This window comes from Sphingomonas sp. S6 (assembly GCF_043498045.1).
In the GTDB taxonomy this organism is placed as follows: Bacteria; Pseudomonadota; Alphaproteobacteria; order Sphingomonadales; family Sphingomonadaceae; genus Sphingomonas.
The window spans coordinates 405,260-421,543 of the sequence record NZ_JBIEOE010000003.1 but is presented as its reverse complement, the minus strand read 5'-3'; the positions used below and the strand labels follow the sequence as shown (position 1 = coordinate 421,543).

The window sequence follows — 16,284 nt, the reverse complement described above, 5'->3', positions numbered from 1 at the left end:
CTAGGCGTACAGATAAGGAGGATATCTGTCTACTATAGGGCGTCGTATGGTCAATGGCGTTGGTTTTTTACGCCTTCAACAACGGCGCCAAATACTTCCCCGTAAAGCTCCGCGGTTCCTTCACCACCTCTTCCGGCGTGCCGGTGGCGACGATCTCGCCACCCTTCACGCCGCCTTCCGGCCCTAAGTCCACGATCCAGTCCGCCGTCTTGATGACGTCGAGATTGTGTTCGATGACGACGACGGTGTTGCCCTGCTCGACCAGCGCGTGGAGGACTTCGAGCAGCTTGCGCACGTCTTCGAAGTGCAGGCCCGTCGTCGGCTCGTCGAGGATGTAAAGCGTGTTACCGGTGGCGCGGCGGGAGAGTTCCTTGGCGAGCTTGACGCGCTGTGCTTCGCCGCCCGACAGGGTGGTCGCCTGCTGGCCGACCTTGACGTAGCCCAGGCCCACCTCGACCAGCATCTCCATCTTGTCGCGGATCGGCGGCACGGCCTTGAAGAATTCGGCGGCATCCTCGACGGTCATGTCGAGCACGTCGGCGATGCTCTTGCCCTTGAACTTCACCTCCAGCGTCTCGCGGTTGTAGCGGGCACCGTGGCAGACGTCGCAGGTGACGTAGACGTCGGGGAGGAAGTGCATCTCGATCTTGAGCACGCCGTCGCCCTGGCACGCCTCGCAGCGGCCGCCCTTGACGTTGAAGCTGAAGCGGCCGGGCTTGTAGCCGCGCGCCTGCGCCTCCGGCAGGCCGGCGAACCAGTCGCGGATCTGCGTGAAGCTGCCGGTGTAGGTCGCCGGGTTCGACCGCGGCGTGCGGCCGATCGGCGACTGGTCGATGTCGATCACCTTGTCGAGGTGTTGCAGCCCGGTGACCTTGTCGTGCTTGCCCGCCAGGATGCGCGCGCCGTTGAGCGCCCGCGCGGCGGCGGCGTAAAGCGTGTCGATCGTGAAGCTGGACTTGCCCGAACCCGACACGCCGGTGATGCAGGTGAAGGTGCCGAGCGGGATCGACGCCGTTACGCCGGTAAGGTTGTTGGCGCGGGCGTTATGGACGGTCAGCTTCTTGCCGTTGCCCTTGCGGCGCGTTTCGGGGACGGGGACTTCGCGCGTGCCGTTGAGGTAATCGGCGGTGATGCTGGTCTTGCTCTTGAGCAATTGCTTGAGCGTGCCCTGCGCGACGATCTGGCCGCCGTGGACGCCGGCGCCCGGCCCCATGTCGATGACGTAATCGGCGGTGCGGATCGCATCCTCGTCATGCTCGACGACGAGCACGGTGTTGCCGAGATCGCGCAGGCGCCTGAGCGTCGCGAGCAGCATGTCGTTGTCGCGCTGGTGGAGGCCGATCGAGGGTTCGTCGAGGACGTACAAGACGCCCGACAGGCCGCTGCCGATCTGCGACGCCAGGCGGATGCGCTGGCTCTCGCCGCCCGACAGCGTGCCGCTGGTGCGATCGAGGTTGAGGTAATCGAGGCCGACGTTGTTGAGGAAGCCCAGGCGCTCGACGATCTCCTTCAGGATGCGTTCGGCGATCGCGCGCTGCTGGTCGCCCAGGTGGTTGGGCAGGTCGGTGAAGAAGGCGAGCGCGTCGACCACGGACAGGTGCGTGGCATGGGCGATGTCGGTCTTCGCGATCTTGACCGCGAGCGCTTCGGGCTTGAGGCGCGCGCCGTGGCAGACTTCGCAGGGGCGCGACGACTGGTATTTGCCCAGCTCCTCGCGCATCCACGCGCTCTCGGTCTGGAGCAGGCGGCGGTTGAGGTTGCCGATCACGCCCTCGAACGGTTTCTTGACGTCGTAGCTCTTCTTGCCGTCGACGAAGGTAAGCGTGACCGCCTTGCCCTTGGTGCCGAACAGGATGACGTCCTGCGTTTCGGGGTGCAGGTCCTTCCACGGCGTATCGAGGTCGAACTTGTATTCGCGCGCGAGGGAGCCGAGGACCTGCATGTAATAGGGGCTGGGCGGGTTGGACTTCGCCCAGGGGACGACGGCGCCCTTCTTGATGCTGAGGTCGTGGTTGGGGACGACGAGGTCTTCGTCGAACAGCAGTTTCTCGCCGAGGCCGTCGCACGCCGGGCAGGCGCCCTGGGGGGCGTTGAAGCTGAACAGGCGCGGTTCGATCTCGGCGATGGTGAAGCCGCTGATCGGGCAGGCGAACTTTTCGCTGAACACGATGCGGCCGGCGGGCGCGTTGTCGCCGAGGACTTCGGACTTGGGGGTGTGCGGTTCGACCGGGTCCGCCGGGTCAATATAGGCGAGGCCGTCGGCGAGCTTCAGCGCGGTTTCGAACGATTCCGCCAGGCGCGTGGCGGCGTCGGCGCGGACGACGAGGCGGTCGACGACGATCTCGATGTCGTGCTTGTACTTCTTGTCGAGCGCGGGGGCTTCGTCGATCTCATGGATCGTGCCGTCGATCCTGACGCGCGTAAAGCCCGCCTTCTGCCATTCGGCGAGTTCCTTGCGATATTCGCCCTTGCGCCCGCGGACGACGGGGGCGAGCAGGTACAGACGCGTGCCTTCGGGCAGCGCCATGACGCGGTCGACCATCTGGCTGACCGTCTGCGCGGCGATCGGCTCGCCGGTGGCGGGCGAATAGGGGATGCCGACGCGCGCCCAGAGCAGGCGCATGTAATCGTAGATTTCGGTCACCGTCGCGACGGTCGAGCGCGGGTTGCGCGACGTCGTCTTCTGCTCGATCGAGATGGCGGGCGACAGGCCCTCGATATGGTCGACGTCGGGCTTCTGCATCAGCTCGAGGAACTGGCGTGCATAGGCCGACAGCGATTCGACGTAGCGGCGCTGCCCCTCGGCATAGATGGTGTCGAAGGCGAGGCTGGATTTGCCCGAGCCCGACAGGCCGGTGATGACCGTCAACGTGTCGCGGGGGATGTCGACATCGACGTCCTTGAGATTGTGCTCGCGCGCGCCGCGGACGGAAATTTTGGTCAGCATGAAGCGGGTTCTACTTCTGTTCTGTTTCTGATGCTAGTCTGGCAGGTAGGAACGCACCGCGCGAATTTCGAGCCGCATTGAAAGCATCCGAGCGGTGTCTTACGTCTGTGCCACACGAGGAGAATGCGCGATGGGCAAGAAGCACAAGAAGGCGAAGCTTCCCAAGGAAGTGCTGGGCGTGAAGCTGCCCAAGGAAGTGCGCGAGGTAGGCGGGGCGCTGCTGGAGAAGGCGAACAGCCCGCAGGGGCGCGAGATGCTGGCGGCGGGGCTGACGATGGCTGCGGCGGCGGCGACCGCGGCGCTGGCCAAGGGGCGGGCCGAGCGCGCCGCGAAGCCGGAGGCGCCGCGCCCGCCCGAGGCGCCGGTGCCGCCCGTTCCCCCGGTGCCGCCCGTTCCCCCGGTACCGCCGCAGGGGACGCAGACGCAGCCCGATCCGCAGGCGATCGCCGATGCGGTGGGCAAGGCCGCGGAAGCGATGCTGGGGCGGCTATTTGGGCGTAAAGACTGAACGGCGAGGTTTGCGCGGCGTTCGCTGTCCGTCCAGCCTAGGACCGGCGCTGCGGAGCCAGGACCATCCAAGCTGCGCCCGTGACAATTTCCATCTCGCCCCACGAGCGATATCCATCAGCCCGCAGCTGTACGATGTGATCGGCCGCTCGTTCACGATGGGCGCCCGCGTGCGCTTGTGATCGCTTGACGATCTGCAAAGGCCTGAGGGGCGGCGGTTCGAGAGGACCGCCGCCCTTTTTGCGTGGGCCTCGCGCCCGCCTCTGGCCGCAATTTCTCCGCGTCAGCCCACCGCGCAACTTGGGCGTCCTCACCTGCCCCTTCGCGCAACATAGCGGCACTCGCTGTGGCTGTTTTGCAACGCAACGTTGCTGAAAGCGGAAATAGGTCAGCAATGCGTGCTTTACGCAAGCAAGACAGTCACACAAGCGTCACGCAGTCCAGAAGACTGACATTCCAAATCGATGACGCATGGGGCGACCGAAAACGGCGCCGTTGCAAAGGGGATATACGTGACGAAAACCGCTCGATTCGATGTGACGCGCAAGGCGGCTCTGCTCGCCGCGGCGACGCCGCTGGCGCTGATGCTGGGGGCCGCTCCGGCGTTCGCGCAGACCGCGACGCAGACGCCTGCGCAGCTCGAGATCAAGGATCAGCAGACCGATCCGACGACGACGCAGGGCGCGAGCGATCAGGACAAGGCGAGCGACATCGTCGTCACCGGTTCGCTGTTCCGTCGCACCGACACCGAAACCCCGTCGCCCGTCACCGTGCTGACCAGCGACACGCTGGCAAAGGCCGGTATCACCACCGCGTCGGACGCGATCCGCTCGATCTCGGCCGACAGCGCGGGCTCGATCGGCACCGGCTTCCAGTCGGGCTTCTCGGCCGGCGGTTCGGCCGTGTCGCTCCGCGGCCTCGGCGTGTCGTCGACGCTGGTGCTGATCGACGGCCTGCGTTCGGCGAACTTCCCGCTGAACGACGACGGCCATAACGCCTATGTCGACCTCAACTCGATCCCGTTCAGCCTGGTCGACCGGATCGAAGTGCTGAAGGATGGCGCATCGTCGACCTATGGCGCGGACGCGATCGGCGGCGTGGTCAACGTGATCCTGAAGAAGCACTTCACCGGCATCGACGGCCTGGTCGAGGGCGGCGTCGCCGAGCGCGGCGATGCGAGCCACCAGCGCGCGCAGCTAACGCTGGGCTATGGCGATTATGACCGCCAGGGCTTCAACGTCTATCTGAACGGCGAATATCAGCGCGACGGCCGCGTTTCGAACCACAGCCGCGGCTTCCCGTACAACACCCAGGACCTGACCTCGATCGGCGGCCTGGACAACAACGCGGCCGACCAGTCGCTGACCGTCAACGTGCCGACCGCCTATGTCGCGCGCACGACGCAGAGCGACCTCAACAACCCGCTGTCAGGCGGCACCGCGCTGATCCCGGACGGCACCTATGTCGATGCGAACGGCCGGACGCAGAACTATAGCAATTACACGGCGCTGGGCCTCGGCAATTGCGCGCGCGATACGTTCACCGTGACCGGCGGCGGCGCGCGCGGCACGGGCTGCAAGTACGACCTCGTCGACCTGTATCGCCAGATCCAGCCGCTGCAGGAGCGTTACTCGCTGCAGGGCCGCGTCAGCGTGCGCATCGGCGAGAACGTCGAAGGCTATATCACCGGCAGCTACAGCCGCAGCGACGTCAGCATCAACGGCACGCCCTCGGCGATCCGCGCGACGCAGCCGTTCGGCGCCGCGCCTACGGTGGCATCGTCGAACCCCGGTATCGTCCTGCCGTATTTCATCTGCTCGGCCGGCACGAACTGCGCGACGGCGGCGAACCGCCAGCTGAACCCGAACAACCCCTATGCGACCAACGCCGCCGCCACACCGGCGATCGCAGCCGCCAACGCCGCGCGCATCTATTACCTGTTCGGCGACATCCCGCAGGGCAGCGATCGCAAGAACGAAATCTACCGCGCCACCGCCGGCCTGAACGGCAATTTCGGTGACGGTCGCTACAATTGGCGGATCGAGGGCGTCTATGCCCGCGACGAGCTGACGCTGACGCAGCGCGGCCTGCTCAACATTGCGGGTCTCGCTACCGCGATCAACACGGGGTCGTACAATTTCATCAATCCGTCGCAGAACAGCGCGGCGGTGCGCAATGCGATCTCGCCGAACAAGGTGACCCCGTCACTGTCGACGCAGGCGGCGCTGGATGCGTCGGTGACGGCACGCCTCGCCGACCTGCCGGGCGGTCCGTTGCAGCTGGCCGTCGGCGGGCAGGTGCGCCGCGAAACGCTGGAGAACAACAACCAGAATGCGGCGCTGGATACGTACGGCCTGACGACCGCCTCGGCGTTCGGATCGCACACCGTGTCGGCCGCCTATTTCGAAGCCGACGCGCCGATCCTCGACCAGGTCGAGCTGAACGTCTCGGGCCGCTACGATCATTATTCGGAAGGCTTCAGCCACTTCTCGCCGAAGGTCGGTGTCAAGTTCACGCCGATCAAGGAACTGGCGATCCGCGGCACCTATGCCGAGGGCTTCCGCGCGCCGACCTTCGCCGAATCGGGTCCGCGCAGCCAGTATGCGGGCTTCGTGTCGACGACCCCGCCGTGTAACTTCATTCTGAACCATGGCGGCACCGGCACGGCGGCGTCGTGCTCGGCAGCGGGCAACCCGTACAACCTCAACTACAGCCTGGGTCGCGGCCTTGCCGGCAACCCCAACCTCCAGCCGGAAATTTCGCGCAGCTTCACCGGCGGCGTCATCTTTCAGCCGGTGCGCTGGCTGAGCCTGACGGTCGATTACTATAATGTCCGCAAGAAGAACCTGATCGTCACCGGTCCGGACTTCGGCAAGGCGGTCGCGGCCTATTACAATTCAGCGAACGCCGCGGCCGGTGCGGCCGCAGTGGCCGCGGTTGGCCAGGGCTATTCGGTGAACACGACCGACGCGGTCGATCCGCTGTTCCCGAACGCGCTGCCGCGCGTGCTGATCATCAACGTGCCGTATGTGAACGCCAATTATGCGCTGACCTCGGGCATCGATTTCTCGGCGACGGCGACCGTGCCGCTGGGCGATGGCATCAAGTTCACCAGCCGCATCGAAGCGACGCACGTCATCAAGTACAACCTCGTCACCTCCGCGGGTGTGCAGCATTATGCCGGCACGATGGGCCCGTACGACCTGTCGTCGGGCAACGGCACGCCGTCGTGGCGCGGCAACTGGCAGAACACGTTGGACTTCGGCGATTACTCGCTGTCGGCGACGGCGTTCTACGTCAGCCGGATCAAGGCGGTGTCGGAAGACCAGGGCCTGCCGCTCGATTGCGCCAACGGCAATTTGTACACGCGTTCGTCGCCGCAGAACGAAGCCTTCTGCTACGTCAGCCCGTTCATCAACGTCGATCTGAACGGCACGGTGAAGGTCAACGACAAGTTCACCTTCTTCCTCAACGTGAAGAACGTGTTCGACGCCAAGGCGCCGGTCGCGCCGGCCGCCTATTCGAGCGCGCCGAACTTCCTGACCACCTGGCATTACGCCGGCCTGATCGGGCGCCAGTATCGCGCGGGGGCGTCGTTCCGCTTCTAAGCGGGTCATTGACGGCATACCTGGTACCTGGGGGGCTCCGCTGCGGCGGGGCCCCTTTTTTGTTGCGCGGGCAAAGCGCGGGCGGGCATCGTCGCCGCCGAATAGGGAAGGATTGGTATGCGGGCGATGGTGGCGGCAGCGGTGTTGGGGGCAGGCGCGCTGGGCGCGGCGGTGCCTGCGATGGCGGCAACCGGGACGCAGACCGCCGACCAGCTCGCGGCGCAGGCGCTGGCGATGCAGCAGGCGGGCGATCCGGGCGAGGGCGCACCCGTGGCGTACGACGTGTCCTTTCCCAATGCGGTGCATCACGAGGCGCAGGTGACCGCGACGTTCCGCGGCGTGCCGGCGGGGCCGCTACGCGTGCAGATGGCGCGCTCGTCGCCCGGACGCTATGCGATCCATGAATTTGCGAAGAACGTCTATGCGGTGTCGGCGAAGGACGGGCGCGGGCGGCCGCTCGCGCTGACGCGGACCGATCCCTATGGCTGGTCGGTGGCGGGGCATGACGGCACGGTCGTCGTCACCTACACGCTGTTCGGCGACTGGGGTGACGGAACCTACGCACAGATCGATGCGGATCACGCGCATCTCAACATGCCGGCGACCTTCCTGTGGGCGGTGGGATATGACGCCAAGCCGATCCGGGTGCGCTTCCACGCCTTCGACCCCAAGTGGCGCGTCGCGACGCAGCTGCCGGCGGGCAAGGCGGAGGGGACGTATTGGGCGCCGAACTTCCAGTATTTCATGGATAGCCCGACCGAACTCAGCGCCTTTTCGCTGCGCCAGTGGCCGATGACCGATGCGACGGGCAAGACGTATCTGATCCGGCTGGCGGTGCATCACATGGGGACGGAGGCGGAGGTCGACACCTATGCCGCCAAGACGAAGCGGGTGATCGCGCAGCATTATGCGCTGTTCGGCCGTGCGCCGCGCTACGATTACGGCACCTATACCTTCATCGCCGACTATATGCCGCAAATCGCGGGCGATGGGATGGAGCATCGCAACTCAACGATCATCACCCAGCCGCGCGGGCTGGCGGAGGCGAATTATGCGCAGCTGAACACGCTGAGCCACGAGTTCGTCCACAGCTGGAACGTCGAGCGGCTGCGCCCGGCCGAGCTGGAACCGTTCGACTTCACGCGCGCCAATCCGACGCCGAGCCTGTGGTTCGCGGAGGGCTTCACGCAATATTACGGGCCGCTGCTGATCCGCCGCGCGGGCGAGAGCAGCGTGGACGATTTCCTGCGCGGACTGGGCGGCACGCTGAACGGCGTCGTCAACGGCACTGGGCGGCGGTACGGCGGGCCGGAGGAGATGAGCCTGCGCGCGCCCTTCGTCGATGCGGCGAAGTCGATCGACCGGACCAACCCCAATATCTTCATTTCCTATTATCCGTACGGCGCCGTCGTGGCGCTGGCGCTCGACCTCACGCTGCGGCAGCGGTTTCCGGGCGTGACGCTCGACAGCTATATGCGGCATCTGTGGGAGACGCGGGGCGATGCCGAGAAGCCCTATACGCCCGCCGACCTGGAGCGCGGCCTCGCCGAGGTGACGCGCGATCCGGCGTTCGCGAGGGGCTTCTTCGACCGATATGTCCATGCGAGCGGGCTGCCCGATTTCGCGCCGCTGCTGGCCCAGGCGGGGCTGGCGATGCAGCCGCGCGCGCCCGGCGCGGCCTGGGCGGGGTTTGCGCTGAAGGCGGATGATGGGGGAAGCGGGGTGGTGGTCGCCGCTCCGCCTGCGCCGTCTTCGCCGGCCTATGCTGCGGGACTGGATGAAGGCGACGTGTTGCTGAGCGTCGGCGGCATGCCGGCCAATTCGGCCGAGGATGTGACGGCGCTGCTCGCCTCGCACAAGCCGGGGGACGCGGTGGCGGTCCGCTATCGCCAGCGTGGGGTCGAGCGGACGGCGCCGCTGCGTCTGGCCGTCGATCCCGCGTTCACGGTCGTGCGCGGCGAAACGGTGGGGGCGGCGGTGACGCCGGCGCAGCTGGCGTTCCGCAAGGCGTGGCTGGGAAGCTGACTCGGTCGTCACCCCGGGCTTGACCCGGGGTGACGGAGAGGGCGCTTAGTGCGCCGACGCCCCGCTCGCGCCGATGCCGGTCTCGGCGCGGACGCGCTGGGCGGCGTAGCCGGCGCGGTCGACCACGGCGCGGGGCGAGGTGTCGAGGATCGAGACCAGCCAGATCGTCAGGAAGGCGATCGGCATCGAGATGATCGCGGGCGACGAATAGGGAAAGATCGCGGCGGGGTGGCCGAGGATCGTGACCCATACCGCCGGCGACAGGATGGTGAGCCCCACCGCGAGGACGAGGCCCAGGGTACCGCCTGCGACGACGCCGCGCGTGGTCGCGCCCGGCCACAGCAGCGACAGGATCAGCACCGGGAAATTGCCCGACGCAGCCACCGCGAAGGCGAGGGAGACCATGAAGGCGACGTTTTGCTTCTGGAACACGATGCCGAGCAGGATTGCGACCGCGGCGAGGACCAGCACGGTGCGGCGCGAGACGGCGAGTTCGGCGGCGCTGTCCGCGTGCCCCTTACGGAAGACGGTGGCGTAGAGATCGTGGCTGACCGCCGACGCGCCCGACAAGGTGAGGCCCGCGACGACCGCGAGGATGGTGGCGAAGGCGACCGCGGAGATGAAGCCCAGGAACAGATTGCCGCCGACTGCCTGCGCCAGATGGATCGCCGCCATGTTGGTGCCGCCGATCAGCACGCCATCGGCATCGAGATAGCCGGGGTTGGTCGCGACCAGCACGATCGCGCCGAAGCCGATGATGAAGGTGAGCAAATAGAAATAGCCGATCCAGCCCGTCGCCCACAGTACCGACGTGCGCGCCGCCTTGGCATCGGGGACGGTGAAGAAGCGCATCAGGATGTGCGGCAGGCCGGCGGTGCCGAACATCAGCGCCATGCCGAACGAGATCGCCGACACCGGATCCTTGATGAAATTGCCGGGGCCCATGATCGATCCGCCCTTGGCGGCGGCCTCTGCGGGGGCCAGGCCGGTGGCGGCGGCGAGGCCGGTCTTCACCTCGACTGCGCGGGCGAAGAGGGCTTCGGGACTGAAGCCGAATTGGGCGAGGACCATCAGCGCCATGAAGGTGGCGGACCCGAGCAGCAGCACCGCCTTGATGATCTGGACCCAGGTGGTGGCGGTCATGCCGCCGAACAGGACGTACAATGTCATCAGCACGCCGACGATGCCAACCGCATATTCGTAGCGCAGGCCGAAGAGGAGTTTGATGAGCTGGCCCGCGCCGACCATCTGCGCGATCAGGTAGAAGAGCACGACGACGAGCGTGCTGGTCGCGGCGAAGCTGCGCACCGGCGCTTGCGCGAAGCGGAAGCTAGCAACGTCGGCGAAGGTATATTTGCCGAGGTTGCGCAGGCGTTCGGCCATCAGGAACAGGATGATCGGCCAGCCGACGAGGAAGCCGATCGAATAGATCAGCCCGTCATAGCCGTCGGTGAAAATCTGTGCGGAAATGCCGAGGAAACTGGCCGCGGACATATAGTCGCCGGCGATGGCGAGGCCGTTCTGGAAACCGGTGATGCCGCCGCCCGCGGTGTAGAAATCGGCCGCGGTGCGCGTGCGGCGCGCTGCCCAGCGGGTGATGCCGAGCGTGAACAGCGCGAAGGCCGCGAACATCAGGATCGCGGTCCAATTCGTCGGCTGCTGCCGGGTCTGGCCGGCGATGGCATCGGCATAGGCCGGTCCGGCAGCGAGCAGGAGCGCGCCGACGGCGAGCGCTGCGATCCGGCGGGTCATGCGTCATACTCCGCGCGCAGGGCGGCGAGCGCGGCGTCGTAATCGCGATTGGCGCGCGCGACGTACAGGCCGGTGAGCAGGATCGCGAGCAGGATCAGCGCGAAGCCGATCAGGATGCCGAGCGAGGTGACGCCGCCTGCCATGATCGGCTGGGCGAGGAAGGGCTTGTCGAAGGCGATCAGCGCGACGAAGCCGAAATAGGCGACGAACATGATGGTGGCGAGCATCCACCCGAAGCGGCCGCGCGCCTGGACGAGCCGTCGGTAGCGGGGATCGCTCGCGATGCGCTGCGCCTGGTCGTCGGTCATCCTGTCCCCCGTCCCCGCCCGGCGCGTTGCGGCCGGATCGGTTGCGCTATCATGACGTGGTGACGGCGCGGCGCAAGGGTGGTTGTTGGGAATGTGTGGCGGTGGTGGCACGCGCGGGGGGCTGCCTTCTTCCGTTATCCCGGCGGAGGCCGGAATCAATGGATGCGGGGGAAGTGCTGTATTGGGTGGCAACCGATGTTCCGGGACCATGGATCCCGGCGTTCGCCGGGATGACGGATGGGCTTTGGGTGGGGAAGCCGCGGAGCGGATTGGGTTGTGGCGCATACGCTTCCCCTCAATCGTCATTCCCGCGGAGGCGGGAATCCAGGCTGGCTGGAAGTGCGATTCTATCAGTGGCGTTAGAGGATATGGATTCCCGCCTTCGCGGGAATGACGGGGGTTGTGGGGCGGGTGTGTGTTTGACCCAGCTGCCCGCTGCCCGCTGCCCGCTGCCCGCTGCCCGCTGCCCGCTGCCCGCTGCCCGCTGCCCGCTGCCCGCTGCCCGCTGCCCGCTGCCCGCTGCCCGTCGCTCGCGGGTCCATCAGTGCGATCGCCCGTCGCCCACCAACGGGCTCCCCGCTGACCGCCGCGCATCAACGCGACGCGCACCCACCCGCACCTCTAAAATGACGAAAACTTCATCTGGCTGCCATGGGGGGGACAGGCCGGGGCGGGCATGTCGGTAGGATGGGTTGGTTTGCGTCGCGGTCGATACGGCATCATCTCGCCTGGGTGGGCGGGATCGCGCTCGGCGTGGTGGCGCTGATGGCGGGCGTGGCGGCGCTGGCGGGGTTTTTCGATCGCGATCCCGTCGTGCTGCTGCCCGCGGAAGGCCCGACGCGGCCCGTCGCCGCACTGTATCTGTCGGGCGATATGGGGCTGCGCTTCGGCCCCAATCCCACCACGACGCGCACGCTGGCGGCGAACGGCGTGACCGTCGTCGCGTTGAAATCGCCGACGCTGTTCCGCTTTCACCGCACGCGTGGCGAGGTGGACCGGATCGTGGCCGATGCGGTACGGACCGCGCTCGCGCGCAGCGGGGCGTCGCGGATCGTGGTGATCGGGCAATCCTATGGCGCGGACATATTGGAAACCGGGCTGGCGTCGCTGCCGCCGACGCTGCGCAGCCGCATCGCGGGCGCGGTACTGGTCGTGCCGGGCGAGAGCGTGTTCTTCCGCGCCGACCCCTCAGGCCTCGGCTATCGCGGCATGCCCGACCATATCGGGGCGGCGTCGCTCGACCGGCTCGACTGGTTGCCGGTGACCTGCATCTATGGCCGCGAGGAGCAGGATAGCGCCTGTCCCGACGTCCATCTGCCGCATGCGACGATCATCGCGATGCCCGGCGGCCATTTCCTGGATAACGATCGCAAGGGCCTGTTCGCGCATGTGCTGACCGCGATCCGGCAGGACGCGCCCGGGGCGTTTCGGTGAGCACACCCGCGCACGCGCCGCGCGGCGCGTCCCGGCTGGACCGGTGGCTGGATGCGGGCGGCGCCTTCGTCGCGCGGCATCGGCGCGAGCTGGTGATCGCCGCGGTGTTGCTGGTCGCCGCCATCGGCTTCGAGGCGCTGCACCTGGTGCTGCGCGAGGTGCATCTGCGCGACGTGCGCGCATCGCTGGCGGCGGTGCCCGATACGCGGATCGCGGCGAGCCTGGCGCTGACGGGGACGAGTTACCTGATGCTGACCGGCCTCGACTGGGTCGCGTTGCGGGCGGTGGGCAAACCGCTGCCGTGGCGGATCGCGGCGGCGGGATCGTTCACCAGTTACACGCTGAGCCACAATCTGGGGCTGTCGTTGCTGACCGGCGGATCCGCGCGGTTGCGGCTGTACAGCGCCGCGGGCCTGACCTTCGGCGAGGTGGCGCAGGTGGCGGCGATCTGCGCGATCGCCTTTTGGGCGGGCGTCGCGGGGGCGGCGGGGTTCGGGCTGGTCGTGGGACAGGGCGTGACGCTGGGGCCGGTGACGCTCGATCCCACCTGGGCGCGGGCGTTGGGCGGTGGCCTGCTGGCGCTGCTCGCCATCCTGCCGGTGCTGCGCGCGCGCGGCGTCGCGATGCTGGGGCCGGAGCGGCTGGGCGTGGCGCTGCCGAGCCTCAGGCAGATGGGCGCGCTGGCGCTGCTGTCGCTCGCCGACCTGAGCGCGGCATCGGCGGCGCTGTTCGTGCTGGTGCCGGGGGCGGCGGCGCAAGCCTATCCCGCCTTCGTCGTCGCGTATGCGGTGGCGGTGGTGGTGGCGCTGGTGCTGCACGTGCCGGGAGGCCTCGGCGTGTTCGAGACGGTGGTGCTGGCGACGGTGCCGGGCGACCGCCCGGCGCTGTTCGCCGCGCTGCTGCTGTATCGGCTGATCTATTATCTGTTGCCGCTGATGGTCGCGGCGATCGGCATCGCGGCGGCGGAGGGGTGGCGGCTGCGCCATCCGATCCGGCGCGGCCTGTCGTACGTCGATCGCGCCGGGCAATTGTTGGCGCCGACCGCCGTCACGGCACTGGTGTTCGTCGCGGGCTTCATCCTGCTGGTGTCGGGGGCGCTGCCCGGGGTGAAGGACCGGCTGTCCGACCTCGACGACATGCTGCCGCTGCCGTTCATCGAAGGCTCGCACATGGCGGGCAGCCTGATCGGTACGGCGATGCTGTTGGTCGCGCCGGCGCTCAATGCGCGGCTGCGGTCGGGCTTTGCGGCGGCGCGGCTGCTGCTGATCGGCGGCGCGCTGTTTTCGCTGATGAAGGGCCTCGATTACGAGGAGGCGGCGTTGCAGCTGATCGTCGCGGGCGTGCTGCAATATTGCCGGCAAAGCTTCTATCGCGAAGGCGGCATCCTGACCGATCGGCCGCACTGGCCGTGGCTGGTCGCCGCAGCCGCGGCGCTGGCGCTGAGTGTCTGGGCGGGGTTCTTCGCGTACAAGCGCACGCCGTACAGCGACGATCTGTGGTGGCACTTCGCGCTCAACGGCAATGCGCCGCGGTTCCTGCGCGCGAGCTTTGCGGCGGGGGTGCTGCTGACGGCGGCGTCGCTGTACCAATTGCTCACCGGCAGCCGCACGAAGAGTCTGCCCGAAAGCGTCATCCCCGAAGACGCGATCGCGGCGGCGCGCGCGGACAGTCCGCGCACCGATGCGGCGCTGGCCTATACCGGCGACAAGAGCTTCATCGTATCGGCGGCGGGCGACGCGTTCCTGATGTACCGCGTGCGCGGGCGCAGCTGGGTGGTGATGGGCGATCCCGTCGGGCCGGTGGCGGCGTGGAGCGAGCTGGTCTGGAGTATTCGGCGGGCGTGCGATGCGCGCGCCGGGCGACTGTGCTTCTATCAGGCGAGCGAGCGGATGCTGCCCCTGTTCGTCGAGCTGGGGCTGCACGCGATCAAATATGGCGAGGAGGCGCATGTGGCGCTGGATCGCTTCACGATCGCGGGGCCGCGCGCGAAATCGTTGCGTCATGCGGTGCGGCGCACGGAGGCGGCGGGGGCGGTCTTCTCGGTCGAGCCGGCGAGCGCGGTGCCGGCACTGATCGACGAGATGCGCGCCGTGTCCGATGCATGGCTGGCGGCGAAGGCGGGGCGTGAGAAACGGTTCAGCCTGGGGGCGTTCGACCCCGCGTACCTGGAGCGCTTTCCGGTGGCGCTGGTGCGGGTGGAGGGACGGATCGTCGCCTTCGCCAATATCTGGGTATCGGGCGATGGCGAGGAGGCATCGTGCGACCTGATGCGCCACCATCCCGATGCGCCGTACGGCACGATGGAAATGATGATGGTGCGCCTGATCGAATGGGCGCGCGGGCAGGGCTATGAGCGGTTCAACCTGGGCATGGCGCCGCTGTCCGGCATGCCCAGCGGGCGACTGGCGCCGGTGTGGGCGCAGCTGGGGCATGCGCTGTTCGCCAATGGCGAGCGCTTGTACGGCTTTGCGGGGTTGCGCGCGTTCAAGGCGAAATATGGGCCGGACTGGGTGTCGCGCTATATCGCGACGCCGCCGGGCGCGGCGATGCCGCGGGTGCTGATCGACCTGGCGCGGCTGGTAAGCGCGTGAGGGGCTGACGGTCGCTTTTCAGCCTCGACGTCATCCCAGCGAGGGCTGGGATTTCTCGGTGAGAGCGCGGGGCAGGAGCCGCATGAGGCCCCAGCCTGCGCTGGGGCGACGGATACAGGATTGCAGATGGGGTGCTGGCGGGTACGGAGCCTTTAGGCTTAGAGTCGTGCCATGACCGACGATCCCAAAGGCCGCGCGCTGCGGCGGCGTAGCGTATTGTTCATGCCGGCCTCCAATCCGCGCGCGATGGCGAAGGCACGCGATCTGGCGTGCGATGCGGTGATCCTCGACCTGGAGGATGCGGTGGCGCCGGAGGCGAAGGGCGCGGCACGCACGGCAGCGCTAGCCGTGGCGGCGGAGGGGTTCGGCGGACGAGCCTGCGCGGTGCGGATGAACGCGCTGGATACGCCATGGGGCGCGGAGGATGCGGCGGCGCTGGCGGCGGCGCCGGGCGTGGCCGCGGTGGTGGTGCCCAAGGTCGGGTCGGCGTCGGATCTAGAGGCGGTGCGCGCGGCGCTGGGGGCGGATGGGCCGCCGATCTGGGCGATGATCGAGACGTGCGGGGCGGTGCTGCTGCTGGCCGAGATCGTCGGCGCGGCGGCGGCGACGCGGACCGAGCTGCTGATCGCAGGCACCAACGATCTGGCCAAGGAGATGCGCTGCCGGGTCGATGGCGGGCGCACGGCGCTGGTGCCGGCGCTGGTGCAGCTGGTCATTGCGGCGCGGGCGGCGGGGCTGGTGGTGTTGGACGGCGTCTACAATGCCTTCCGTGACACGGCAGGCTTTGCGGCGGAGTGCGAACAGGGCGCGATGCTGGGGTTCGACGGCAAGACGCTGATCCATCCGGTGCAGGTCGAGGTGGCGAATGCGGCGTTCGCGCCGTCGGCGGAGGCGGTGGCCTGGGCGGAGCGCGTGGTCGCGGCGTTCGCCACCCCCGAGGCGGCGGGGAAGGGGGCGATCCCGCTGGACGGCGCGATGGTGGAGCGGCTGCACCTCGCCGAGGCGGAGCGGGTGTTGGCGTTGGTGGGGTGACCCGGGCGCCTGATCCCTATCAACGAAACCGTCACCCCAGCGGAGGCTGGGGTCTCTTGCGGCTCCTGCCGTGCGCGCCA

General features: G+C 67.9%; 9 protein-coding genes. 6 read left to right on the top strand and 3 right to left on the bottom strand.

The window, feature by feature from the left end; all coding sequences use genetic code 11:
- Nucleotides 1-67: 67 nt before the first annotated feature.
- On the bottom strand, nt 68-2,947 hold the full coding sequence (gene uvrA, locus ACGVWT_RS07480; RefSeq protein ID WP_315462837.1) for an excinuclease ABC subunit UvrA: 2,880 nt from the start codon (nt 2,945-2,947) through the stop codon (nt 68-70).
- Between the two features lie 130 nt (nt 2,948-3,077).
- On the opposite strand from uvrA, the gene ACGVWT_RS07475 reads away from it, so the two are divergent.
- From ACGVWT_RS07475 to ACGVWT_RS07465, 3 genes are all read left to right on the top strand, one after another.
- Nucleotides 3,078-3,455 carry a hypothetical protein gene (locus ACGVWT_RS07475; RefSeq protein ID WP_315462836.1) on the top strand — a complete coding sequence of 126 codons (378 nt, stop codon included), beginning with the start codon at nt 3,078-3,080 and terminating at the stop codon, nt 3,453-3,455.
- 463 nt (nt 3,456-3,918) lie between these two features.
- The gene (locus ACGVWT_RS07470; protein ID WP_315462835.1) at nt 3,919-7,062 is read left to right on the top strand and encodes a TonB-dependent receptor domain-containing protein; all 3,144 of its coding nucleotides are present in this window, start codon (nt 3,919-3,921) and stop codon (nt 7,060-7,062) included.
- Nucleotides 7,063-7,179: 117 nt separating this feature from the next.
- Nucleotides 7,180-9,087: a M61 family metallopeptidase gene (locus tag ACGVWT_RS07465; protein WP_315462834.1), complete on the top strand. Its 1,908-nt coding sequence runs from the start codon at nt 7,180-7,182 to the stop codon at nt 9,085-9,087.
- Between the two features lie 45 nt (nt 9,088-9,132).
- Here the strand turns inward: ACGVWT_RS07465 and ACGVWT_RS07460 are convergent, their stop codons facing one another.
- Nucleotides 9,133-10,839: a cation acetate symporter gene (locus tag ACGVWT_RS07460; RefSeq protein ID WP_315462833.1), complete on the bottom strand. Its 1,707-nt coding sequence runs from the start codon at nt 10,837-10,839 to the stop codon at nt 9,133-9,135.
- On the bottom strand, nt 10,836-11,147 hold the full coding sequence (locus ACGVWT_RS07455) for a DUF485 domain-containing protein (RefSeq protein WP_315462832.1): 312 nt from the start codon (nt 11,145-11,147) through the stop codon (nt 10,836-10,838). The genes ACGVWT_RS07460 and ACGVWT_RS07455 overlap by 4 nt, the downstream gene beginning before the upstream one ends.
- 687 nt (nt 11,148-11,834) lie before the next feature.
- Here ACGVWT_RS07455 and ACGVWT_RS07450 point away from each other — a divergent pair.
- From ACGVWT_RS07450 to ACGVWT_RS07440, 3 genes are all read left to right on the top strand, one after another.
- Nucleotides 11,835-12,581, top strand: coding sequence for an AcvB/VirJ family lysyl-phosphatidylglycerol hydrolase (locus ACGVWT_RS07450; RefSeq protein ID WP_315462831.1), 747 nt, complete (start codon nt 11,835-11,837; stop codon nt 12,579-12,581).
- Nucleotides 12,578-15,172 (top strand): bifunctional lysylphosphatidylglycerol flippase/synthetase MprF, encoded by a 2,595-nt coding sequence (gene mprF, locus ACGVWT_RS07445; protein ID WP_315462830.1) that lies wholly within the window; start codon nt 12,578-12,580, stop codon nt 15,170-15,172. The genes ACGVWT_RS07450 and mprF overlap by 4 nt, the downstream gene beginning before the upstream one ends.
- 171 nt (nt 15,173-15,343) lie before the next feature.
- Nucleotides 15,344-16,204 carry a CoA ester lyase gene (locus ACGVWT_RS07440; protein ID WP_315462829.1) on the top strand — a complete coding sequence of 287 codons (861 nt, stop codon included), beginning with the start codon at nt 15,344-15,346 and terminating at the stop codon, nt 16,202-16,204.
- The last annotated feature ends 80 nt before the right edge of the window (nt 16,205-16,284 follow it).

Excerpts from the sequence above, each read along its gene's own strand:
- uvrA (WP_315462837.1), bottom strand. The coding sequence starts at position 2,947 with ATGCTGACCAAAATTTCCGTCCGCGGCGCGCGCGAGCACAATCTCAAG.
- ACGVWT_RS07475 (WP_315462836.1), top strand. The coding sequence starts at position 3,078 with ATGGGCAAGAAGCACAAGAAGGCGAAGCTTCCCAAGGAAGTGCTGGGC.
- ACGVWT_RS07470 (WP_315462835.1), top strand. The coding sequence starts at position 3,919 with ATGACGCATGGGGCGACCGAAAACGGCGCCGTTGCAAAGGGGATATAC.
- ACGVWT_RS07465 (WP_315462834.1), top strand. The coding sequence starts at position 7,180 with ATGCGGGCGATGGTGGCGGCAGCGGTGTTGGGGGCAGGCGCGCTGGGC.
- ACGVWT_RS07460 (WP_315462833.1), bottom strand. The coding sequence starts at position 10,839 with ATGACCCGCCGGATCGCAGCGCTCGCCGTCGGCGCGCTCCTGCTCGCT.
- ACGVWT_RS07455 (WP_315462832.1), bottom strand. The coding sequence starts at position 11,147 with ATGACCGACGACCAGGCGCAGCGCATCGCGAGCGATCCCCGCTACCGA.
- ACGVWT_RS07450 (WP_315462831.1), top strand. The coding sequence starts at position 11,835 with ATGGGTTGGTTTGCGTCGCGGTCGATACGGCATCATCTCGCCTGGGTG.
- ACGVWT_RS07440 (WP_315462829.1), top strand. The coding sequence starts at position 15,344 with ATGACCGACGATCCCAAAGGCCGCGCGCTGCGGCGGCGTAGCGTATTG.